The sequence below is a fragment of the Paeniglutamicibacter sp. ZC-3 genome (assembly GCF_025847175.2).
Classification (GTDB): domain Bacteria; phylum Actinomycetota; class Actinomycetes; order Actinomycetales; family Micrococcaceae; genus Paeniglutamicibacter; species Paeniglutamicibacter sulfureus.
Genome location: NZ_JAOYTG010000024.1, coordinates 1 through 22,150, shown reverse-complemented (window position 1 = coordinate 22,150; position 22,150 = coordinate 1). Strand labels below are relative to the sequence as shown.

General features: G+C 60.7%; 20 protein-coding genes and 1 pseudogene. 14 read left to right on the top strand and 7 right to left on the bottom strand.

Annotation, left to right across the window (positions count from 1 at the left end; all coding sequences use genetic code 11):
- Window positions 1-145: 145 nt before the first annotated feature.
- Window positions 146-535 carry a heavy metal-responsive transcriptional regulator gene (locus OIU93_RS18160; RefSeq protein WP_264271497.1) on the top strand — a complete coding sequence of 130 codons (390 nt, stop codon included), beginning with the start codon at window positions 146-148 and terminating at the stop codon, window positions 533-535.
- 455 nt (window positions 536-990) lie between these two features.
- Complete coding sequence (locus tag OIU93_RS18155) at window positions 991-1,587, top strand: recombinase family protein (protein ID WP_264271468.1); 597 nt, start codon at window positions 991-993, stop codon at window positions 1,585-1,587.
- A 313-nt stretch (window positions 1,588-1,900) separates the two neighbouring features.
- On the opposite strand, the gene OIU93_RS18150 is transcribed toward OIU93_RS18155, so the two are convergent.
- Window positions 1,901-2,194 carry a hypothetical protein gene (locus tag OIU93_RS18150; protein ID WP_264271467.1) on the bottom strand — a complete coding sequence of 98 codons (294 nt, stop codon included), beginning with the start codon at window positions 2,192-2,194 and terminating at the stop codon, window positions 1,901-1,903.
- The gene (locus tag OIU93_RS18145) at window positions 2,187-2,828 is read right to left on the bottom strand and encodes an AAA family ATPase (protein WP_149619461.1); all 642 of its coding nucleotides are present in this window, start codon (window positions 2,826-2,828) and stop codon (window positions 2,187-2,189) included. Before OIU93_RS18145 ends, OIU93_RS18150 begins: the two co-directional genes overlap by 8 nt.
- A 1,714-nt stretch (window positions 2,829-4,542) precedes the next feature.
- Between OIU93_RS18145 and OIU93_RS18140 the strand changes: the two genes are divergently transcribed.
- Window positions 4,543-4,920 carry a hypothetical protein gene (locus OIU93_RS18140; protein WP_264271465.1) on the top strand — a complete coding sequence of 126 codons (378 nt, stop codon included), beginning with the start codon at window positions 4,543-4,545 and terminating at the stop codon, window positions 4,918-4,920.
- A 7-nt stretch (window positions 4,921-4,927) separates the two neighbouring features.
- Here OIU93_RS18140 and OIU93_RS18135 read toward each other — a convergent pair whose 3' ends face one another.
- Window positions 4,928-6,559 carry a hypothetical protein gene (locus OIU93_RS18135; protein ID WP_188109177.1) on the bottom strand — a complete coding sequence of 544 codons (1,632 nt, stop codon included), beginning with the start codon at window positions 6,557-6,559 and terminating at the stop codon, window positions 4,928-4,930.
- Window positions 6,560-7,739: 1,180 nt separating this feature from the next.
- Here OIU93_RS18135 and OIU93_RS18130 point away from each other — a divergent pair.
- From OIU93_RS18130 to OIU93_RS18110, 5 genes are all read left to right on the top strand, one after another.
- On the top strand, window positions 7,740-8,075 hold the full coding sequence (locus tag OIU93_RS18130) for a MarR family winged helix-turn-helix transcriptional regulator (protein WP_264271464.1): 336 nt from the start codon (window positions 7,740-7,742) through the stop codon (window positions 8,073-8,075).
- A gap of 254 nt (window positions 8,076-8,329) precedes the next feature.
- Window positions 8,330-8,512: a hypothetical protein gene (locus tag OIU93_RS18125; RefSeq protein WP_264271463.1), complete on the top strand. Its 183-nt coding sequence runs from the start codon at window positions 8,330-8,332 to the stop codon at window positions 8,510-8,512.
- Complete coding sequence (locus OIU93_RS18120; protein ID WP_264271462.1) at window positions 8,505-9,926, top strand: amidase; 1,422 nt, start codon at window positions 8,505-8,507, stop codon at window positions 9,924-9,926. The genes OIU93_RS18125 and OIU93_RS18120 overlap by 8 nt, the downstream gene beginning before the upstream one ends.
- Before the next feature lie 95 nt (window positions 9,927-10,021).
- Complete coding sequence (locus OIU93_RS18115; RefSeq protein ID WP_264271461.1) at window positions 10,022-10,672, top strand: AmiS/UreI family transporter; 651 nt, start codon at window positions 10,022-10,024, stop codon at window positions 10,670-10,672.
- Window positions 10,673-10,687: 15 nt separating this feature from the next.
- Window positions 10,688-11,854, top strand: coding sequence for an SLC13 family permease (locus tag OIU93_RS18110; protein ID WP_264271460.1), 1,167 nt, complete (start codon window positions 10,688-10,690; stop codon window positions 11,852-11,854).
- 482 nt (window positions 11,855-12,336) lie between these two features.
- On the opposite strand, the gene OIU93_RS18105 is transcribed toward OIU93_RS18110, so the two are convergent.
- The gene (locus tag OIU93_RS18105) at window positions 12,337-13,377 is read right to left on the bottom strand and encodes a substrate-binding domain-containing protein (protein WP_264271459.1); all 1,041 of its coding nucleotides are present in this window, start codon (window positions 13,375-13,377) and stop codon (window positions 12,337-12,339) included.
- 121 nt (window positions 13,378-13,498) lie between these two features.
- Here OIU93_RS18105 and OIU93_RS18100 point away from each other — a divergent pair, with 121 nt between their 5' ends.
- Window positions 13,499-13,624: a hypothetical protein gene (locus tag OIU93_RS18100; protein WP_264271458.1), complete on the top strand. Its 126-nt coding sequence runs from the start codon at window positions 13,499-13,501 to the stop codon at window positions 13,622-13,624.
- Window positions 13,625-13,726: 102 nt separating this feature from the next.
- On the opposite strand, the gene OIU93_RS18095 is transcribed toward OIU93_RS18100, so the two are convergent.
- Complete coding sequence (locus OIU93_RS18095; RefSeq protein ID WP_264271457.1) at window positions 13,727-14,605, bottom strand: dihydrodipicolinate synthase family protein; 879 nt, start codon at window positions 14,603-14,605, stop codon at window positions 13,727-13,729.
- 84 nt (window positions 14,606-14,689) lie between these two features.
- On the bottom strand, window positions 14,690-15,475 hold the full coding sequence (locus OIU93_RS18090) for an aldolase (protein ID WP_264271456.1): 786 nt from the start codon (window positions 15,473-15,475) through the stop codon (window positions 14,690-14,692).
- 150 nt (window positions 15,476-15,625) lie between these two features.
- Between OIU93_RS18090 and OIU93_RS18085 the strand changes: the two genes are divergently transcribed.
- Entirely contained in the window at window positions 15,626-16,147 is a 522-nt protein-coding gene (locus OIU93_RS18085; RefSeq protein WP_264271455.1) for a helix-turn-helix domain-containing protein, read from the top strand.
- A 273-nt stretch (window positions 16,148-16,420) separates the two neighbouring features.
- A complete protein-coding gene (acs, locus tag OIU93_RS18080; RefSeq protein WP_264271454.1) occupies window positions 16,421-18,394 on the top strand; it encodes an acetate--CoA ligase in 1,974 nt (657 codons plus the stop codon).
- A gap of 47 nt (window positions 18,395-18,441) precedes the next feature.
- Here acs and OIU93_RS18075 read toward each other — a convergent pair whose 3' ends face one another.
- Window positions 18,442-19,836: a PLP-dependent aminotransferase family protein gene (locus OIU93_RS18075; protein ID WP_264271453.1), complete on the bottom strand. Its 1,395-nt coding sequence runs from the start codon at window positions 19,834-19,836 to the stop codon at window positions 18,442-18,444.
- Window positions 19,837-19,966: 130 nt separating this feature from the next.
- Here OIU93_RS18075 and OIU93_RS18070 point away from each other — a divergent pair, with 130 nt between their 5' ends.
- The 3 genes and pseudogenes from OIU93_RS18070 to OIU93_RS18060 form a co-directional block, all read left to right on the top strand.
- On the top strand, window positions 19,967-20,854 hold the full coding sequence (locus tag OIU93_RS18070) for a dihydrodipicolinate synthase family protein (protein ID WP_264271452.1): 888 nt from the start codon (window positions 19,967-19,969) through the stop codon (window positions 20,852-20,854).
- A 168-nt stretch (window positions 20,855-21,022) separates the two neighbouring features.
- On the top strand, window positions 21,023-21,544 hold the full coding sequence (locus tag OIU93_RS18065) for a hypothetical protein (RefSeq protein ID WP_264271451.1): 522 nt from the start codon (window positions 21,023-21,025) through the stop codon (window positions 21,542-21,544).
- A gap of 30 nt (window positions 21,545-21,574) precedes the next feature.
- Window positions 21,575-22,150: pseudogene (locus OIU93_RS18060) on the top strand (hypothetical protein); the annotation flags it as partial.

Genomic DNA, 22,150 nt, shown 5'->3' with positions numbered 1-22,150 from the left:
GTGAGGGATGCGCATCCTGCGGAGATCGGATCTTCCGGTGGAGAAGGGCCCGGGTCCCCGTGCGGCCGGCAGGGGAAGACCGGTTCCTGCGCACCGTCCCTACCTTCCATTAGACTGGAAGGTGAGAGGGAGTACGAGGTGCATGATGCGTATCGGCGAAACCGCCGCGGCCGCCGGCCTGACGGCCAAGACGCTGCGGTTCTACGAGGACCGGGGCTTGCTGCCGGCGGCCGACAGGGCTCCGAACGGGTACCGCGACTACACGCAGGAAACGGTCGGCCGGCTCGAGTTCATCCGCCGTGGCCGCACCGCGGGGCTGAGCCTGGCCCAGATTGGCGACATCCTCTCCGTGCGGGACATCGGCCATGCCCCCTGCGTCCACGTGCGTGACCTGCTGGCCAAACGGCTCGCCGACCTGGATGCCCAGATCGCCGAGCTCACGGCGCTGCGTGCGACCGTCGCCGAATTCCATGACGCCGCGGCCGCCGGGGACCCCGCGGACTGCGACCCCGCCCGCATCTGCAGCTACATCTAACCCTGACCGGCACAGGGTCCCCGCCGCCGAACCCGGAAGCCTATGGGCATCGGCCTCGGGGCAGCCGGCGGAGCGGGCCACCCGTTACATACCGCCCACACCATCGGAGCGGGCAACAAAACCAGGGCATCGGAAACCATCCTCGGATTGCCCGACACCGAACCGAGAACGTCAAGGGCGCCGGCGGCAACCAACAACGTCAGCAGAATCAAACCCAGAACGAGCAGCATGCCGTGCCAGTCATGGTCCTTCGGGTTCGCTGACATGCCACTGTCCTTCGGCAATGCTTCGAATCATGTCTCATAAACCTTTAGTTTTTTGAGCCATTGGCCCGGGTCTCCATCCGCAAGCTGCCTGGCCCGGGGTGGCGGGGCGTCAAGTGTCTCGGAAAGTCGTCGTGCCGTAAAGCGTCTCAATGGGTTTCCGCGTAGAGTTTTCTGAGCCAAAATGGGGGTGTGAGACATTTGGGATACACGCGTGTGAGCACCTCGAGCCAAGATGCGGCGTTGCAGCTCGACGCTCTGGTCGCCGCCGGGGTGCAGAAGCGAGACGTGTTCGCCGACGTCACCTCCGGAAGCAGGAACGCAATCGAGCGTCCCGGGATGAAGAAGCTGCTGGAATACGCCGAGGCCGGGGACACCGTGGTGGTCTGGCGGGTCGACCGGCTCGGCCGTTCCCTGCTCGATGTGCTGAACACCGTGAACCTGTTGCGCGAACGCGGCGTGAACGTCCGGTCCATTGCGGACGGGATCGACCCGGCAACCTCGACCGGGCGGATGATGCTGAACTTCCTGGCCTCCCTGGCCGAGTACGAGCGCGAGCTGATCGTGGACCGTGTCAACGCCGGGATCGCCGCGTCCCGGGCCTCAGGTACCCGTTTCGGCCGGCCGCTCTCCGATCCGTCGGTGGTAGCAGAGAAGCTCGCGATCGCGAAGGAGGCGCGTGCGAAGGGGCGCACCGCCGAAGACGCGGCACGCCTGGTCGGGTGGAGCCGCGCGACGCTCTACCGCCACCTGCAGGCCCACGCTACCCGCGAGAGCACAACCACATAGCGTTCAATCCTGTTCCATTACTACCAAGACCCCAAGGCCGAGACTACGAGGCTGCGGCCGCGAAATTGCAGGGTTCCCTTGAAAATGGTGAGCGACTGCTATCCATCGGTCTCCCAGGGCATAAAAGTGCGGCCCCCCGGAGACAAAGCCAGGAGGCCGCGGTTGTTCCCCACAGAGAGAAACACTGTTTGCCGCAAGGCAAGTATTAGGGCAACGGGATCGAAGCGGTTCACTTCCAACTGCCGCATAAGGGAAATGCGTCATCCCCCACCCAAGCGCTGCCATGGTGGGGGTGATGGCTGGGCATGACAACTTAGGTTCGGCCGGCTTCCTTCTGCAGGCGTTCCACGGCCGGCCAGACGATCTTGTTGAGCATGTACTGGATGCTGCGTTCCTCACGGGCACACAGCTCCTTGAGCCTCTGGTGGTCCTCGGGCGTCATCTTGAAGTTGAATCCAACAGTGGCCTTCGAGGCCGGGAGCTCCGGCGCCAACGAGGCCTGGCGCTGCTCCGGAACAGTGGCAGCCTCGTGGCCGAATTGCTCGATTTTCTTCTCGAGCTCCGGGTCGGCGGGCGGGCGGCGTCGGTTGGGAGTCACATTAGCCATTGGCAATCATCTCCTGAACGAGCACTTGGACTTCCGCCTTTGCCTTGGACGTACTCCACTCCACCACTCCCCTGCCCAAGGGCATGACGTCCATATAGGCCGCGCGCTGGTAAAGCGTTGTGTCGAATAGGGGAATTTCAGGATAGTCCAGGAGGATGCTCTTCGAGTCCCCTAATTTGCGGCTGGTCGAATGAGTGGGTGCCTGGGTGAAAAGTCCTCTGACTGATAATTCTGGGTTAAAGTCAAGAAACTGATTTATCAGATCCACGAATTCGGGCAATATGTCTAGATCCGGCGGGGATGGCTTCATGGGGACAATTAGCTGATCAGAGGTAGTTGCTGCAGTTCGCATTTCCGGACTGTCGTATCCGCCTACATCTACTAGTACGTAGTCGTATGTGGAATCAAGTTCGAGCAGTGTTTGCCGGAGATTGCCGCGCTTCTGGATCCCCGGAATCAGGGCGTGATCGGGGCTTCTCTCTTCCCGGTCCCCAATCCATCGCGACGTCGTAGCTATGGGATCTGCGTCGACGACGATGACCTTGCGGCCGAGTCTGCACAGTTCAGTGGCCACGTTCACAGTGACGGTGCTTTTCCCGACTCCCCCTTTGAGTGAGCCCGTGGTGATAATCATTGGTACTCGATTCGTTTCGTTTGAAGCCAGTACCGCAAAAGTACTGGGTCTATATCGAACTGGTTCTACACCAGCATACAACCAGTATAGTTTTAGTACAACACTGGTTTGGTACTAAATTGGTACAAACATGCAGTTCTGAAAATCTCGGGCTGTAACGCAGCACGCTGCAGAAAGGAAGCGCCGCTAACTCTCCGGAAGCGGAAGGGAAGCTCATGGTGCGATACTAGTTTGGTACTAGTGTTGTACGATTCACATCGGGACATACCTCCAACAACACAACCAGTATAGTTTTAGTACAACACTGGTTTGGTACTAAATTAGTACAAACATGCAGTTCTAAAAAATCTGGGGCTGTGACGCAGCGCTCTGCAGAAAGGAAGCGCCGCTAACTCTCCGGCAGCGGAAGGGAAGCTGATGGTGCGATACTAATTTGGTACTAGTGTTGTACGATTCGCATCAGGACGTACCTCCAGTGACGCAATCCAGATTCAATTGCCGAGGGGACCGATAGTTCTTCCCCTGAAATCTTGCTAGTCAAGACCAGCTTGTGACTACCCGTAAAACTAGTTGCATACTAGTTTGGTACTAGTATGGTACTAATATAAACTTTTTGATCGGCACGCTTTTCGGTCTTTGCAATAAATAGCCAGCTATTCTTGCTCCACTAAGGATGTTAAGGGACACCGTCCCGACTGGCACTACTTGGTTTAGGCAGTAGGTTGCATCGTTCTGTATTCTCCTGGCTTGACGCAGGGCTCGAATTTGGGCGAGGGCCATGATTTTGCCGGGGGAGTCCTGACCCACCCGGGCGGCGCGTGCGTCGCGCTCCTGCGGAGGCATTCGGTGTTTTGAGCGACTTGGGCGTTCTAGTGCTTCTGAGGTGGAGCGTTGGTCGCTTGAGCGGAGGGGCTCACCGTTTGCGGTCTCCACGCCACAAGACGCTTGCGCATCCATCCGCGAAGGCCTGGAGCCGAGTCGCTTCGGGGGATTCCTGAGTAGGGCCAGGGTGATCCGTTGGGTTGTAGTCCAGGGCGTGGTGAAGGTCTGCGACTTTCCAGTCTGAAATAAGGAAGTCTCCGATGGCGGAGGCTACGTCTTTTGGGCTCATTGGGCGTACGAGGAAGATCCAGTGCCGTAGCGCCGAAGCTGCCGCAAGTCGCTGCTTCTTCGAGACCGTCGTTTTGCGGGCGGGCCAGTTTAGTTCTGAACGGTATGGCGTTTGGGGGGCAGATGCGGCTGCCTCGCCTAATGAGTTACCAGCCGGCGCAGCCGTACCTTCAAGGTTTTTTCATCGTGGTCTTGAGAAGTGAGATAGCTATGGCGGAGGTGAAGGGTTCGGTGATCAGCTCGTAGACTGTCGCTCCATGACGACTTCAGATGTAAGCCAATCCCCAGAGATCGGTATCCAGATCCAACGTCCAGAACGATTCTTGTTCTCCCATATTTCAGAGATGCCCTGTTTGTAGACCCCGATGAGGCGGATGAAGGTCAGCGCCATGCTGATCGCGACACCATCCGCTGGGGCACAGTGGGGGAGATCATCCGTGAATTGGGGGAATGATGGACCGTCGAGAATTTCAGGAGCGTGAGTACGAAGACGGCGTCTATTTCGTGCTGGTTGTGGCTGACCGCTTCGATCTGAGCCAGGCTGAACCCAATATCGTTACTTCGTGGTTTACGAACGCCGAAGCCCCTCAAGGAGATCCGTGGCGTGATGGGCCGGCATCGTCTGTCAGGTGTAGGGAAAGCCGATCCCAAGGCATCGCTGCCAATCCTTCCAGATCACCTGCTGTATGAGGACTCAATAGAAGTGATGGGGGAGGAATTTGAACAAGGGTTCTACCTCTCCTCGAAAATCGGAATGCTCAATATCGCCGAGGATTCCCCTGTCAGGGCACGGTCAACCGCCTATTTCGATCGTCTTGAACACAATGCACGGAAGGCGCCAACGACTCCCGATGCAGAGCATCAAATCGAATTAGAGCTCATTGAGAATGGACACTTGGTCATCGAACCCATCGAACAAGAACCAGAAGCACCGGAAGACAGGAAGACGGGCTTCTTCCAACGCTTATTTGGTAGTGGTTAGCGGCCGGCTACGCGGCAAGCAATCCGCTTTGTAGGGCCACCGATTCATCGTAGATGTGGGGGTCCCAGGGGTCCCACTCAGCCCGTTCCTGGTCGTAAAGGTCTTCCTCATGGATCGCTGGTTCCGTGAATCGTTCAAGATGCGCGTGCCAGGCCCTACGTTCTGCCCGGACACGACGTTTGTGGTCCTCATATTCGTCCTGGACACCAAGCCACTCAGCAATTCGGGTGAGATTGGTGGCGCGGAGAATCTGCCAGGCACCCTGATGGCGTTCGATCATCGACAGTTCGGCCATGGTCATCAACGCCTGGTCGACGGCTGTACGCCCAATGCCAGTGGCCCGCACAATGTCAGCCGTGGTGGGAGAGACCCTGCCTCGTTCGATGGCCTCATAGACTAGGGCAGCAACGTCGCCCAAGGCCCTGAAAACCGGGCGAATTCCGTAGATTTTTCCCTTCCGCCAAGACAGCGCCGCAGCGGTTGAGCGCCATTGCTCCGGAAGGGTCAACAGGTACACGTCAGCCCCTTTACCGCGGCCTTTTTCAATGCGTTCCACCAGGCCCTCCGTAAGTTTCTCCAGACGTGGAAGCAAGCGGGCTATGGTGCCGTGGTGCTTTCCCATGGCAATAGCGAATGAACGGCACCCCACGTCAATAACCAGTGACTGCTTGCTTCTAGCAAAACCGATCACAGCACGAAGCAACAGCCGCAGGCTGATTCCTTCTCGGCCACTCTTGGCTAGTCTCTGGTCGAGAACTGCGTAGAGCACATTTTCCAGATCATTGATTTCTTCAAGGGCACTTACGCGGGAGCGCCCTTCTAGAGCCCCCCCGCTGTGAGTTAAAGTTGGCTCTGTGTCGTAGTTAAGGGAACTTCGCACCCCTGAGGTTTTGGAAGCCGGTTTTATACCCACGATGGTTTTGGCCTTGGCCCACTCCATAGACAGCAGGCGGTCCATCCGTTCGTAGTCGCCATATAGCGCGGCCAGGCCGGAGAAATCCTTTGATAGCCGCTCCTGGATCTGGGGGAGAGCGATGGGGAAGTTCGCTAGGTGCGTCAAGACGGCCATGCGGGCGTGGGACGCTGTCTGGTAACGCGTGGTGTCGTAGATCCCAGTACGGGCAACTTGTCGCAGCACGGAGCTGCCCGGGGATGAGCGCGTGCTGGGGCGGTCGGTGGCGACAAGGGAATCGGTGACCACGGCAACCAGAGCAGTCTTTCGAGCGGTCTTCCGGGCGCGCACCTGGTGGATGGAAGCTGCGATCTCGGTTCTCAGCGTTGCTACAGCCGAGGCGGGATTGCGGCGGCGCATCACGTCGTATGCCTGGGCCAGCGGTGTGTCGAGGACTTGGTGGCCGGTCATGGACTTGTGCAGGGAACCTGGTGGGCGGATGCACCCGTCGGTGATGTTTTGGTGTGGTCCGGGGTCAAGGCTGGGGAAGCGGGCTGCCAGAGCTTCCACAAGTTCACGGGCGTCTTCGGCCGCGAGACGTTCTGAAAGCGGAACGTAAATGTGCCGTCCGCCGCTGGGGGAATGGTCAGCGACAAATCGCAGCCCACATGAAGTCAGCAGTTCGCTGATCGCGGCCGCATCGGCGTCTACAACAGCTTGCAGAGCCTTGGATGTATCAAGGTCCAAGGACAAAGTCGGCACTGAACCATCAGGGCCGTGGATCATCACGGCCGCTGGACGTGCGGGTAATGCCTTGGTGATGCGGGGGGGGTTGTTACGCGGGCGCGGGTATTTTCCCTCACGCGTGGCAAACCGCATGATGGGGGAGCCGGCTATCAAGGGTGCAAGCGCAGCCCAAACCTGGGCATGGTCTGGCGGGGTGACTGACGCAACAGAGGGGTCAGCAGGGCAACTTGTACCCAAAAAAGGGTGTGCGTGTATGATGGAACCAATCTCAAGTAATTCGGGACATGACAAATCCCAAGTTGGTGAAGTAGCTGGAAACCGAGAATCTTGGCGGATAGAGGTTTTTAGCTACTGTGCAAATGTCAGGCAAGGCCCGCTAAATGCGGGCCTTTTGCCGTTTAAGAAGCTCTGGGGATAAGAGCCTCCTCTTCGTTATCAAGTTTGGTGGGTAGACCGCTTGCGCGATCAATGAGCGCAGCCAAGTATTCACTCAAAGACATCCCGTGTTGGGCTGCTTGGGCGCTCGCTCGGGCGTGCTGTGCAGGTAGAACGCGGCCGCGTAAAGCGACGCGTTGACCGTCGAGTTTTGGGGTAGCGTACGTCTGGCTCATGAAATCTATCTTTGCTTAACAAGTGGTCCCGGTACCGGTACCGTCGAAATTCGGCGTGTCGTTTCGGATCTCATAATCACTGGTGGCGGCCTGTTTGCCTTTGCGGTCGAGTAGAAGAGGCGTGCCCAATTAGATGCAGCGAGATGACTCGCGTGCAGCGTTTGAGTCACCTTGGCGGGACAGTTCATTGGGCAGGGCATGCGCGAATCGGGAGTCCGGGTAGATGCGCGGATTTCCTACGTACTTAAAACGTCGGATTTTTGTGCGCAGGTGTCGCGGTGGGGGATCGGCCAACGGGACAGTGCACCATGTCAACCAGATGGAAGCGCGATGATCCGACGCAGCCCATTGCCCTTGTTGACCGGCTGCCACTTCACATCATCCGTCCGGCCGCCAGCGACGACTCTTCCACGGCAGTTGTCGTACTGGACTTGGGCCTTAACCCAATCCATGCATATGGAGGAGGTCTTAGGGCAAGGCAAAAACGCGACCCCGCGGGGGAGATTGTAGTATGAATAAACAAGTGGGGGAATGTTTGCCTAATCCGCCGAGTTGAGAGGTGCGACGCCGTGTCCGAGCTGCGAAAGGCCATTGTTGATGCCCGGCGACTGACATCCTTGCTAGCACCTGTGCTGAGGGTCGAAAATCTGACACTTGAAGAGTGGCTGATACTGGACGTCCTCGCAGAGAATGACGGCCTGTCAATGAACGAAATTGGTGCAGCCACGCGAGCATCGAATGCCACCTTGAGCCGCCATGTCGACGCATTGGTTAACCGTGCCCTGCTTTTTCGGGAAGTGGCATTCGAGGACCGCCGGCGAATCCTGATATTCCTTTCAGAGCGCGGACTGAACCTCCACCGCTCGCTTCTGACCTCGCTCACCGCAGAATCAGCAAATCGCTAACAGCTGGAACTGCCGGGAGTATGGACATTCCCCACCTCGGGCACGCGGGAATCCCGTGCGCCGAGAAGCCTGCGGCTGGAGTGGAGGTATCAAACGGTGCTGGGTGTAATTGCCCTGGCGCCTTCATTTTTGGCGGGGGGCCTTGACAGTGTGCGCAGGATCACATAGTTTCAAATGAAACAGTTCCATTTGGAACTGTTTTGGGTTCTGAGGAGCCCCGAACTCATCCGACCAGATATGGAGCGTGGACAAGCATGGCTTTGTCTATTCAGGAAACTCTCGCCGGCAAGGGCATCAGCCCCTCTGCCGAGCATCTTGGCAGGCTTGAATCCAAGTGGCAGGAAGTGCTGGATCTCAAGGGCGATCTCGATAACGTCAATCTCGAGGATGCGGACATTGCGCTCCACAACACCCCCGGAGGTGATCACGTTGAGTAAGGAACTTCTCGCGAAGTCAGTGACCGAGCTTGCCGGGCTGATCGAGAGCAAGGAGGTCTCTCCCGTGGAAGCGACCTCGGCGATGATTGACCATGCCCAGGACCTGAACGGGGAAATCAACGCCTACATCAGTTTCAGGGCCGATCAGGCCCTGCTGGAAGCAAAAAAGGCGGAAGAGGAAATTGCCGCCGGCAGGTACCGCGGAACCTTTCACGGTGTGCCAATGGCGGTAAAGGACAATCTCTACTTCGCCGGCGAAGTGACCACCATGGCGTCCAAGATCCATGGCGACTTTGTCTCGGATCATGATGCCACGGTCGTGACCAAGCTTCGCGAGGCCGGGGTGGTTTTCACCGGCAAGTTGAACATGCATGAGTATGCCTGGGGGATTGACAACAACAGTCCGCATTTCGGCGCGGTCCGTAACCCCTGGGACACCACCAAGGTGCCAGGCGGATCGAGCGGAGGTTCCGGTGCTGCTGTGGCCGCGGACATGACCTTTGCGACCCTGGGAACTGATACGGCCGGATCGATCCGGATCCCGTCGGCTGCATGCGGCATCGTCGGGCTGAAGCCCACGCACGGACGTGTCAGCAAGTTCGGCTGCTTCCCGCTCGCCTGGTCGTTGGACCACATCGGTCCTATGACCAAGACCGTTGCAGATGCTGCGGCCATGCTGAAGGTCATTGGTGGGTTTGACCCGAAGGATCCCACCTCGGTAAACACCCCCACGGGGAGTTACGAGAACCTGACGGGGGATGTCAGGGGACTGGTGATCGGTATCGAGGAGGATTACTTCTTCAAGGACGTGGACAGTGAGATCGAGAGACTGGTCCGATTCCAGATCGACAGCCTCGTCAGCCAGGGCGCAACGCTGAAGAAAGTCAAGATTCCTACCCTTCAGCTTTCGGAATGGGCCGAAATCGTGACAAGCATGTCCGAAGCCTCGGCCATCCACCACCGGGATCTGGTCAACAGGCCGGAGGATTTCGGAGACGACACCCGGTTCCTCTTTGAACTCGGAGAGCTTTTCTCATCCGTTGAGTACCTGCAGGCCCAGCAGATCCGCAGGCAGCTCAAATCTGAATTCAAGGAAGCGCTCTCGGAAGTTGACGTGCTCATCACGCCCACCTTGCCAGTCATGGCTCCGAATATCGGCGACTCCACGGCTGACCTGAATGGAAAGAAAGTCGACCTCATCGACAACTTCATCCGGTTTACCGGGCCGAGCAACCTTACAGGGCTGCCGGCACTGTCGGTGCCGGCAGGATTCAACGGCCAGCTTCCGGTGGGACTCCAGATCATCGGGCGCGCGTTCGACGAGGCCACCGTGCTCAATGTCGGCACCGCGGTCGAGCAGACCCGACCCCTGGGCGAGCGGAAGCCAGCGGTTTACAGCGGTACCGCCGTCTAAGTAGCCACGAAGGGAGGGAACGGGTGCCCCAGGGCATCCGTTCCCTCCCTTCCCTGCCTCGGGTTCCTGAACATCACTTATAGAAAAGAGTCATCATGACCAGTCTTGTGCTGCTATTCGTCGGCGCTGTGCTGCTGATCAATGGATTGGTATTCCTTGGCGTCATTGACGCCAAGTCATCGACCGCCATCAATCTTCTCGTCGGACTGTTCCTGGCCGGGACCGTGCTCTTCCTTGTGCTCCCGGTGCGGGGAACCGACGAAGCCAGCTTGGGTATCATTCTCGGCGCCTCCGGATTCCTGCTGTTCTCATTCACATACCTGGGCGTTGCCTTCAACAATCTTGCCGGGGCCCACGGCGCCGCCCTCGGCTGGTACTGCGGGTGGGCGGCCTTGATCTCGATGTTCCTCGCCGCCATCAACTTTTCGCACCTGGCAGATCACCGCGTCGGCTGGCTCTGGGCCTCGTGGTCCCTGCTTTTCCTAGCCTTCTTCCTATCACTGGCACTGAAAGTCGAATGGATGACCGCTCCAGCTGGTGCGCTGGCGATCATGCAGGCCTTCATTACGTGCACCGTGCCTGCTGCCCTTCAAATGACCGGATTGTGGACCACTGTTCCGGTTTCGGCGATTGCCGCAGCCCAAATCATTATGACCGCAATCCTGGTGTGGCATGTCCGCTCAAGCCGACGGACCTGGACGGGCCAGAAACTCGACCTCCAACTCGCATCGGCCGTCGCGCAATAGCGCACGAAATCCGTTGTGAGGGCGGCGTCCATTGGCGGATTAGCACTGGCCCTGGGGCTTATCGCGATCTGCACGGGAAGCGTCCCGATCCGAACGATCGAAACGCTTGTCGGCCGCGTAGCGCCCATCATCCTGTTTCTGATCACCATCTCGATCGTGGTGAACCTGTGTTCAAAAGCCGGACTTTTTACCTGGCTGGCAACATCGGCCGCCCGGCTCAGCAAGGGGCGAAACTGGCTGCTGTGGATCACCGTCATCCTGCTCGGCGCAATTTGCACGGCATTCCTGTCCCTTGATACAACCGCGGTCCTGCTCACCCCGATCGTTGTCTCGCTGGCAATCGCGGCCGGCATCAACCCCGTGCCGTTTGCCTTTACCACCGTCTGGCTCGCTAACATCGGGTCACTGTTTCTGCCGGTCTCGAACCTAACCAACCTGCTCGCGCTCGAAATGGATATCGTCAGCGGCCCAGCGGATTTTCTTCGCGCTACCTTCCTGCCAGCGCTAGCCGCCGTCGTGGTTACCGCACTTGTTTCCTATGTGCTTTTCCGAAAGGATCTGGACCTGGGCGGAAGACATTGCCTCATGCCCAGGGGCCCCGCCGCGGACAAGCGCTTGCTGGTCATCTGCGGAGTCGTGCTTGGAATCCTGGTGCTGCTATTGGCGACCAGCATTCCCTACTGGATTACGACATCGGTGGCCGCACTCGTACTCATAGGCGCTTTCTCGGTCCGCAACAGGCCCAGCATCAGCTTTTCGCTGGTCCCATGGGGCATCATCCTGCTGGCCGCGGGTCTCATGTTCGTGGTACCGATGCTCCACGATCTAAGCGCCAACCAAATCGGCGAGAACCTCGCCCCGGGCGAACACACCGGCTGGAGCTTGCTGGGGATCTCCGCTTCCGGGGTGTTCACCAGCAATATCATGAACAATCTGCCAGCCTATCTATTGCTCGAGCCGCTTGCGACTTCCCCCATCAGTTTGGTGGCACTCTTGATTGGCACCAACGCGGGACCGTTGCTCACCCCCTGGGCTTCCCTGGCGAATCTGCTCTGGCATGACCAGCTCCACAGGGTGGGAATACGGATTTCATGGAAGAGGTTCTGCCTTCTCGGGATACTGGTCGTGCCAGGGGCCGTGGGGATACCCCTTGTAGTCGCCATCCTCGCCTCAGGACGATGACGAGGATGGCCCGATACAACGGGCCCCGCGACTCGGGGTCTCTACGCCGACATCGTGCCAATGCCGGTACACCTGAATACTCGATGGTGAACTGTTCCAACGTGTGCCGGCGGGGCATCGTTGCTGCTCGGAATGGCGCCGATACGTGGCGACCCGTGCCATTCCTTCGTCCTTGTAGCCTGACCAGAGGGTCGGCTGCCGCGGGATGTTCGGTGGCCGGTAGCTGCAGCGGAACGAATCGAATGCATGGAATGCATGAATCGCGCAGTTGATGCAGGAACGAGACAAACCTGCAGGTCATACGCCGGCGCAAGACACCCTAATCCCGGGTCCATGCGCAGTAACAGCTCTACTTGGATGGGCACTATGGCAGCAGGACGGAAGGAATTTCCTGGCGGCGAAGGATTCGGTGCAGGTTAGACGAAAGGGACATCCTCCCGGTGCAGGAACGCCCGAACTGTGGGCCGAGGTGCGCCTTCCTGCTAGAGGGTAGCAACTACGTCAAAATCGAGACCATCGGCTTCCGCAAGGTAGAGCGGCTGACGGAGCTGGTTGCCCTCGAAGACCACTGTGCCGCGACCAGCGGAAAATGCAGTGCCGTCGATCTTTGCGTCAATGTCTTTTACGTTTGAACTTCCCGCTCGGTCAACGAGGTGTCTGAGGCCATACAGTGCCTCGTAGCATGACTCCGCCGGGCTGTTGAGCATGGGCGCGGTGACGCCTTGCCGCCGGTGATAACGGGACATCAAATCCATGGCATCCATCGTCACCAAACTTCTGAAATACGCGGCGGTCGAGAAGATGCCTACCGTGGCTTCTGATCCGCTGGCCAGCAGCGTATTTTCTTCCATCAGGGGGCTGAGACGAATCATTTTTTCGTGAAGGCCGCGCGCTGAGAAGGCGCGGTTGAATACTGCCGCGTTGTGCCCGACCAGGAGCATCAGTACACCTTCACAAGAACTCTTGGAGATGGAGTCCAATGCTGTGTCGATGTGCTGGCTGCCTTCGATGAAGGACGAACCCACGAACTCTATTCCCTGTTCGGTGACTCGGTCCTTGAGCGCCGCGTAAGTCTGCCTCGGCCATACATAGTTGTCTCCAACTACGAACCATTTCCTTACATTCTGTTGGTTCCGGAGCCATCGCATTGCTGGTTCGAGCTGATTCGATGGGACTTCACCCGTGCAGTAAACTCCCGAGCGTTGTTCTCCGCCTTCATACAAGGACGGATACAGGTATGGGATCCGGCCCGCGACAAGAGGCGCGAGGGCGTTCCGCACGGAGGAAATATGCCACCCGCTGACCGCCTGGATCTTGTCTTCAGTCAGCAATCTGCTGACTTCCGCATGGACCTGTGATCGCGGAGCGCCGCCGTCGACCATGATCGTATTGATCTGATCCCCGAGGACGCCGCCGTCGGCGTTGATTTCGGACACGGCCAGTTCCGTGATGGCTTCGGCCGAAGGGCCGTAGATCCCGCCGGGCCCTTGAAACGGAAGAACCATAGCCACAGTGAAAGCCACAGCAGCACCTTTCTGAAGGGGACAATCCAAAGACGGAATATTCAGGTCAAATCGGCCGTCGCACAGTTGCGCACGAATTCCGTTGTGAGGGCGGCGTGCATTTCGCGGCCGGCATCACCCCATGCCGTTTGCCTTTGCCACCATCTGGCTCACTAACACAGGGGCCCTGTTTCTGCCGCTCTCAAACCTGACCAACCTGCTCGCCGACGAGATGGAAAAGGGACTGTTCTTCGCAGCGCCGGATTGACATGCCGCCGGGTGGGCACCAGTAACTTCTTCAGAGGATGCCATTCCTTGATTGTTTGAGTCAATGGTGTGGTGCCGCAAGCGCGGCACCACACCAATCTTCTCAGACCTGGGACAGCATTCGGGTGAGGATTGCGCGGCCTTCGGAGTCGAGGGGCAGCAACGGGGCCCGGGGGGCTCCCACGTCGGTTCCGAGAATGTCCAGGCCGGCCTTGACGGTGGTGGGCAGCCCGCCGGCAACAATGAACTCAAGCAGGGGCTGAAGTTCGCTGTACAGGGCCTGCGCGCGGTCGAAGTTGCCTTCGCGGACGGCTTCGTACAGGTCCAGGCACGGCTGTGAGCGCAGGCATGGTGCGGCAGTACACCAGCCCGAAGCCCCGGCCTTCAATGCGTCGAGCACGAGCGGATTGCTTCCGTTGTAGAAGGGGAGCTGCCCCTCGCTGAGTTCGCTGATGCGCTGCATCCGGGACAGGTCCCCGGTCGACTCTTTGACCATGGTCAAGTTATCAATGCTGTTGAACATTGACACCAGCAGCTCCGGGCTCATGTCGATGCCACTGGTAGCAGGGTTGTTGTAAGCCATGACCGGGATATCGATCGAAGCGGCGACAGTGGCGTAATGGGAGACGATTTCCCGCTCGCTGAGCTTCCAGTAGGAAACCGGTAGCACCATGACCGTTGACGCACCCGCTGACTGGGCACGGCGTGCCCGGCGCACGGTGTTGGCTGTGGTCAAATCGGACACGCCTGCCACCACGGGGACGCGGCCGGCGACTGCGCTGATCGTCGTGTCGAGGACGGTGTCGAACTCATTTTCCGTGAGGTACGCGCTTTCTCCGGTGCTGCCCAGTGGCGCGATGGCATGAACGCCGTCACCGACCAGGCGGTCGACCAGCGCTGCGAGTGCGGAAGTATCAATTGTGGTGCCGTCAGAGGTGAACGGCGTGATCGGGTAGGCGATGATGCCTTCGAGTGTAGTCATGACCGAGGGTCCTTCTTGATTCGTGGTGGCGTTCGGGAAAGGGACGACTGAGTTAGGTGGTTCATGTGTATGAACAGCCACGCGTTAGCTCGTAAGGGCGTCGGGGTGCCGGGTCAGGGCGCAGCGTGCATAGTAGGAGAAGTTGGCCTGGCTGCGCTTCGGTGTCAGCGTCCAATCGTGTGCTTCGCGGGCGAGCCGGTCGGGAAGTTCCGCGATGGTTCCGGCGGCCATGGCGGCGAGTTGCATTTTCGCGGCACGTTCGATCAGTACGGCGAGAGAACACGCCTCCTCGACACTGCTTCCGGCGATGACATGTCCGTGATGCGCCAAGAGTATTGCCTTTTTGTCGCCGAGGGCCGCGGTGATGATCTCACCCTCCTCGTTGCCAACCGGAATGCCGGGCCAGTCGGAGAGGAATGCGCAGTCGTCATAGAGCGGAGCAATATCCATGTGCGACACCACAAGAGGAGTTGCGAGCATGGACAGCGCGGTGACGTGAAAAGGATGGGTATGGACGATGCACTGCACGTCAGGCCGGGCACGGTAGATCCAACTGTGGAAGCGGTTGGCGGGGTTGGCCATACCTGATCCTTCGAGAACGTTGAGGTCCTCATCGACCAGCAGCAGATTATCTTCGGTGATTTCGTCGAAGCCGAGACCCAGTTGCTGGGTGTAGTAGGTTCCTGGCTGTTCGGCTCGAGCGGTGATCTGCCCCGCCAATCCGGAATCGTGGCCGGCGTCATACAGTGCCCGGCAGGTCAGGGCAATCTTCTGGCGGGTCGTCCACTGCGACTCCGTGAAGTGCACGCGCATCTGGTCTTGGGCCTGGCTCATCAGCTCTGCCTTGGTGGCGTTGAAGGTTTGGGACATTGTTGGTCTCCTCAGACTCGTCACGAACTGGAAACATAAGTAGCCTATAGGACACAAAGTTTCCTGACAAGGCATTTTTCTCATAATTTTTCTCTGTAGGACACCTTGTATACTTCCCGTTATGGACCTCTATGAAAAGGTGACGGAACTGTGACCGCACTAGTACGGGCGCTACGCAAGGAACGGGGGCTGACTCTCGAAGCCTTCGCGGCGCAGACCGACCTAACCAAAAGCTACGTGTCGAAGATCGAGCGAGGGCAGAGCACGCCTTCGATCGCTGTGGCAATGAGAATTGCCCGCTCCCTGAACGTCGATGTCGGACAACTCTTCGCGGACGACGCATCGCGTTCACGAATAACAATTGATCGCGCGCCTGACCGAGTCGGCACAGAGCGATACCACCCCATCGCACCGAGAATGCTCGGGAAGGGAATGTCTCCCTTTATTGTCCGTCCAGGGCGGGAGTTCGCCAACGATCCCCACCCAGAACATGGCGGCCAAGAGTTCCTCTACGTGGTCGCCGGATCGATCGAATTGGACCACGACAGTGAGATCGTCACCCTCAACTCCGGGGACGGCGCCTATTTCGACGCTTCCCTCGAGCACCGAATGCGCAGCATCGGGGCTGTTGACGCCGAAGTCCTCGTCATCGCCTGCGACGATAACCGCTAAGCTGCGATGCATTTCTTTACCCCCCTCGCGATGGACGATGATGTCGGAGGAATCAAAGAACCGTTGGCAGGGGCCCAGAAACCGGCGACGCCCCAAGCCCCTCGTGCTCGCACCACGACACTCGCGGTTTCTCGAACCTGTCCGCTGGTCGCCCTTCGATAGCAATGCGATTCCCCTCGGCATGAGCAATCCGGCCGGAATCCCGTTCGCGTCCCGACCGGGCACGAGCAGTACCGCACGATAACCCCGCAATAATCTAGGAGGAATACTCACGTGAATGCCCAAACCGATAATCTGCTTCAAGAGAACCGCAAATTCAAGCCATCCGCTGAATTTTCCGCCCGAGCCGTGGCGGACTCCACACGCTACGAACGCGCCGCGAATGACCGCCTGGGGTATTGGGCCGACACGGCACGCAAGAGACTGACCTGGGACACCGACTTCACGCAGGTCCTGGACTGGTCCGAGGCTCCGGTGGCCAAGTGGTTTGCCGACGGCAAGGTCAACGCCGCCTACAACGCGCTGGACCGCCACGTCGAAAACGGCCTGGGCGACCGCGTCGCCATCCACTTCGAGGGCGAGCCGGGCGACACCCGCACCTACACCTACTCCCAGCTCACGACGGCGGTGAAGCAGGCCGCCAACGCGTTCGAGTCCCTCGGCGTGGCCAAGGGCGACCGCGTCGCCGTCTACCTGCCGATGATCCCGGAGGCCGTGATCACCATGCTGGCCTGCGCCCGCATCGGCGCCATCCACTCGGTGGTCTTCGGCGGCTTCTCCGCCGACGCGCTACGCAGCCGCATCGACGACGCCCAGGCCAAACTCGTGGTCACCGCCGACGGAACCTGGCGCCGCGGCAAGCCGTCGGCCCTGAAGCCGGCTGTCGACGAGGCCCTGGCCAAGGAAGGCCACAGCGTGCAGAACGTGTTGGTGGTCAAGCGCAACGGGCAGGACGTCGCCTGGAACGACTCGCTCGACAAGTGGTGGGCCGAGACGATCGACACCGCCTCCGCCGAGCACACCGCCGTGGGCCACGAGGCCGAGCACCCGCTCTTCGTGCTCTACACCTCCGGCACCACCGGCAAGCCCAAGGGCATCATCCACACCACCGGCGGCTACCTGGTCCAGGCCGCCGCCACGCACCGCGACACCTTCGACCTGCACCCCGAGTCCGACGTGTTCTGGTGCACCGCCGACATCGGCTGGGTCACCGGCCACTCCTACGTCACCTACGCGCCGCTGATCAACGGCGCCACCCAGGTCATGTATGAGGGCACCCCGGATTCCCCGCACCAGGGCCGCTGGTGGGAAATCATCGAAAAGTACGGCGTCACCATCCTGTACACCGCCCCCACCGCCATCCGCACCTTCATGAAGTGGGGCCGAAGCATCCCCGACTCCTTTGACCTTTCCTCGTTGCGGGTGCTCGGCTCGGTGGGCGAATCCATCAACCCCGAGGCGTGGATGTGGTACCGCGACGTCATCGGCACCAACAACGGGAAAAACGGGGAACGCAAGGATCACCCGACCCCGATCGTCGACACCTGGTGGCAGACCGAAACCGGCGCGCACATGATCGCCCCGCTCCCGGGCGTCACCGCCACCAAGCCCGGCTCCGCGCAGACCCCGGTCCCCGGCATCACCGTGGACGTGGTCGATGAGATGGGCGTTTCCGTGGGCAACGGCGAGGGCGGCTTCCTGGTCATCCGCGACCCGTGGCCGGGCATGCTGCGCGGCATCTGGGGCGACATGGACCGCTACAAGGACACCTACTGGTCGCGGTTCGAGGGTATGTACTTCGCCGGCGACGGCGCCAAGAGGGACGAGGACGGGGACATCTGGCTGCTGGGCCGGGTGGACGACGTCATGAACGTTTCCGGGCACCGCCTGTCCACCACGGAGATCGAGTCCTCGCTGGTCGCCCACCCCTACGTGGCCGAGGCAGCGGTCGTCGGGGCCAAGGACGAGACCACCGGCGAGGCAGTGGTCGCGTTCGTGATCCTGCAGATCACCCCGCCCGAGGGCGAGGACGTCGTGGCCACGCTGCGAGCCCACGTGGGCAAGGACATCGGCCCGATCGCCAAGCCGCGCCACATCCTGGTGGTCCCCGAGCTGCCCAAGACCCGTTCGGGCAAGATCATGCGGCGCCTGCTCAAGGACGTCGCGGAGGGCCGCGAGGTCGGTGACGCCACCACGCTTGCAGACAACACCGTGATGACGCAGATCGCCGAGTCGATGCGTGGATAAACGAAGAGCTGAATGCTGAACGTGTGGAGGGCGTTGGGGTGCAGCGGTCAGCGCCCCTCAAGCAGTTCGGCGATGATGTCTAGGGCCATGGTGAGCTGAAGGTCGCTGGGGGCACCGTAGCCGATCACCAGGCCGTTCTCGGGCCGGCGGTCGACATAGTAGGCGGCCAGTGTGGCCATGCGGACTCCCCGGCGAAGCGCCTCGTCGGCCAGTTGGCCGGCGTCCTTTCCCTGGAAACGGAGGACTGCATGAAGTCCGCCGTCGAGGGCGGCAATGCGAAGGTCTGGGCGGGCACCGAGGCGTTCCAGGAGCAGGGCCCGTCGGTGCGCGTACTCGCGGCGGGCCCGGGTGATATGCCGGGAGAGGCCTCCGGCCTGGATGTAGTGGGTCAGGGCCGATTGCATGATGCCGGGGACCGGTGTGTCGAGGTCTTCGCGCATGGCCTTCAGCGCCTGGCCTGATTCCCCGCGGACCACGAGGTAGCCGCAGCGCAGCCAAGGACTGAGGGTCTTGGAAAAAGTCCCCAGCAGCGCAACATCGGCCTTGGAGGGAAGTGAGGCAACGGCGGGCAGGGGCATCCGGCGGTGGCGGAATTCGCTGTCATAGTCGTCTTCGAGGACGAGCACACCATGCTTGGCTGCCCAATTCAAAAGGTCCAGCCGTTCCTGGACAGGCATCCGGCCGCCGAGTGGGTACTGGTGGCTCGGGGTGATCAGCACGGCGTCGGGAAGCTGTTCAAGGGTGGCCAGCTGGGAGACCCTCAGTCCGTCTTCATCGATGGGCACAGTTTCCATCACGGCACCGGCAGCGGCCATGACCCGTCGTGCCGTGGGATACCCCGGATCCTCGACGAGTATGCGTGGACGCTCCCTACGGCTTCGGAGGGCTGCCACTGCCAGATGCAAGGCGTCGCTTGTTCCTGCGGTAATGATGACGTCCTCGGGTCCGACGTCCAGTCCCCGGGATACGGCCAGGTGCCCGGCGACGGCCGTCCGCAGGGTGTCGGTGCCAAGAGCCGGGGGCAGAAATGTGGTTCCCTGTTCGGATACCGCCTTGCGCCAGGCGGTGTGCCACTGACGGTCCTTGAACGGTGTGCCCGAAGGACGTCCCGGCGTGAGATCGATGATCGGCCTGCTGTCCTGGATGAGCGGGACCGGGCGTTCCTTGGCGGAAGGGTGTTGAACATCCGGGCGGATCACCACCCGGGTTCCACCGGCACCGTGGCTTTCAAGGAATCCCTCGCCGGCCAACTGCTCAAACGCACGGACCACCACGCCGCGTGAAATGCCGAGCTCGGAAGCCATCCTGCGTGTCGCCGGAAGCGTGTGGTCCGGCCGGAGCAGCCCACTGAGGATGGCCTTGCGGAGCTGGTCGGCCAGTTGGGCGGTCAGTGGACTCGGATCATTCCTGTCGAGTGTGAGCGGCAGCTCAGTCTCTCCCATATGGACCTCCCGAATTGAACTTTCTTGGACCTAGTGTAGGACCAAATGGGGTGCCATCATGAACACCGGAATCAAATGATCATGCGCTGCTCCACGTGGGGCAGCCCGCAGCCGGATGAAAGAAGGACTCATGTTTGATGGTCTCTGCGCCTTTCCCCTCACGCCGGTTGTTGACGACCGCATTGACGTGAAGGCTGTTGCGAAGTTGGTGTCGCGAACTGCGGGAGCGGGCGTGAACTCCTTGGGTGTGCTCGGCTCCACCGGGAACTATGCGTACTTGTCCCGGGATGAACGCCGTGCCGTGCTCGAGGTCGCCGTCGGTGCCGCCGACGGGGTCCCGGTCATTGCCGGGGTGGGTGCCGTGCGCACGCGCGATGTCCTTGCGCACGTTGAGGATGCGCAGGAGGCAGGGGCCTCGGCCTTGCTGCTGGCGCCGGTGTCGTACCAACGTTTGTCAGAGGAAGAAGTGTTCAGCCTGTACCAAGACGTTTCGGGGGCCTCTTCCGTACCTATCGTTGTCTACGACAACCCAGGGACCACCGGATTCACATTTTCCGATGAGCTGTATTCGCGCATTGCCGAAATTCCGGCGGTTGCCTCCATCAAAATCCCGCCTCCCCAGCCGGGGCAGGCTTCTGCTCGCGTGGGTGAGTTGCGTGCGCTTCTTCCGGAACGTACTTCCGTGGGTGTCAGCGGCGACTGGGCCGCTGCCGAATCGATGCTTGCCGGCTGTGACGCCTGGTACTCGGTGATCGCAGGCGTGCTTCCCGGCAGGGCCAAGGTGATTGCTGACCATGCGTTGGCTGGCCGCAGGGATCTGGCAGGGGAAGCGTCGGCGAATCTCGAACCGGTATGGTCGCTGTTCCGCATGTATGGCAGCCTTCGCGTGACCGCGGCCATTGCGGAGGACCTTGGGCTGATTTCGCCGTCAAGCCTGCCGTTGCCGCTTCACGGTCTGGACGGTGAAGGTCGCCTGAAGGTCGCGGACGCAATTCGCCGGTGCGGTTTGGAGGCGTGACCCCATGCCTCGGGCCGTGCCGCAGGGATCCTTGGTCCGGTGGCTGCATCGGCATGGAGGTCCTTCCCGATGCGAGGGCCAGGGCCCTTTGCCCGCAACCGTGGTCCGGCTTGGAGGGGGCCGAGGGGGACTTCTCCATGAATGTGGCCATAGTTGGGGGCACGCCGGGTGAATCTTCCTGGCCGTAGCGCCCCTGGCCGCACTTCCGACCGCGGCACCGACGTGCGCGGCGGTCTGGCCCGCTATGTCGTCGCAGCCACCTTGGCCCGCAGTGCGGATGGGGGCGCGGTGATTGCCATCGTCCTTCTGGTGACGACGAGTGGGTCGCCGGGATGGCTGGCCGGCGTTCTTGGCGCCTGCATTACCGCTCCGCATCTGCTTGGACCCTTTGTTGCCAGAATCCTTGACACCGCCCGCGACGGCCGTTCCGTGATTGCCCTGGCGTGCATGGCCCACGGGGTGACGCTTGCGGCAGCCGTATTGCTGTATCCGGTCGTCTGGCCCGTCATCACCGGAATACTGCTGATTGCTTCCGGTCTGGTGGGCCCGCTGCTGACCGGGGGCATCAGCAGCCGACTGCCGGACATTGCGGGGCCCGACAGATCCAGCCAGCGCCGGGCACAGGGCTGGGACGTGGCCACCTACGGTCTGGGCGGTACGATGGCGCCCTCCCTTGTCGCGGCGGTTTAGGCGTGGTCGGGTCCGGCGGTAGCAGCGTTGATGCTGGCCGCGGCCACGTTTGTCGCGGCAGCGGTCATCAGGCTCCTGCCATATTCCCCGCCTGCTGCCGCAGCCTCGGACGTCCCCCGCCCGGGACGGACCCTGGTGAGGATGTTCTCGACGGGTCCCTTGCGCCGAACTCTCTATATGACGGTGGTGGTCGCCTTGTCGGTTGCGGTACTGCCCATCACGGCCGTGGCCTTCACGGGCGATTTTTCGATCGAACCTGCCGCAGCGGGCGTCCTTGCCGCGGCCTACGGGCTAGGTGGCCTAGCCGGTTCGGCGGGGGTGATGCTCCGGCCGATGCGGGGCGATGCCGACCGGCTGATGACGTGGCTTGCTGCCGGGGTAGGCATGACCCTGGCCGGAGCGGCATGTGCCGGAAGCTTCCCCGTCGCAGTGGTCGCCTATTCCCTGGCCGGAATCATGAACTCGTACTTCTTCGCGGCAACCCTGGATGACGGCGCAGATACGCCTGGTCAACCATGTTGCCCGTATCCGTGGGAAACAGGGGAGTGGCCCGGGGGAGCCCAAACCGGGGGCGCCCGACGCGTTCCCAATGCTCCAGCATCTCCG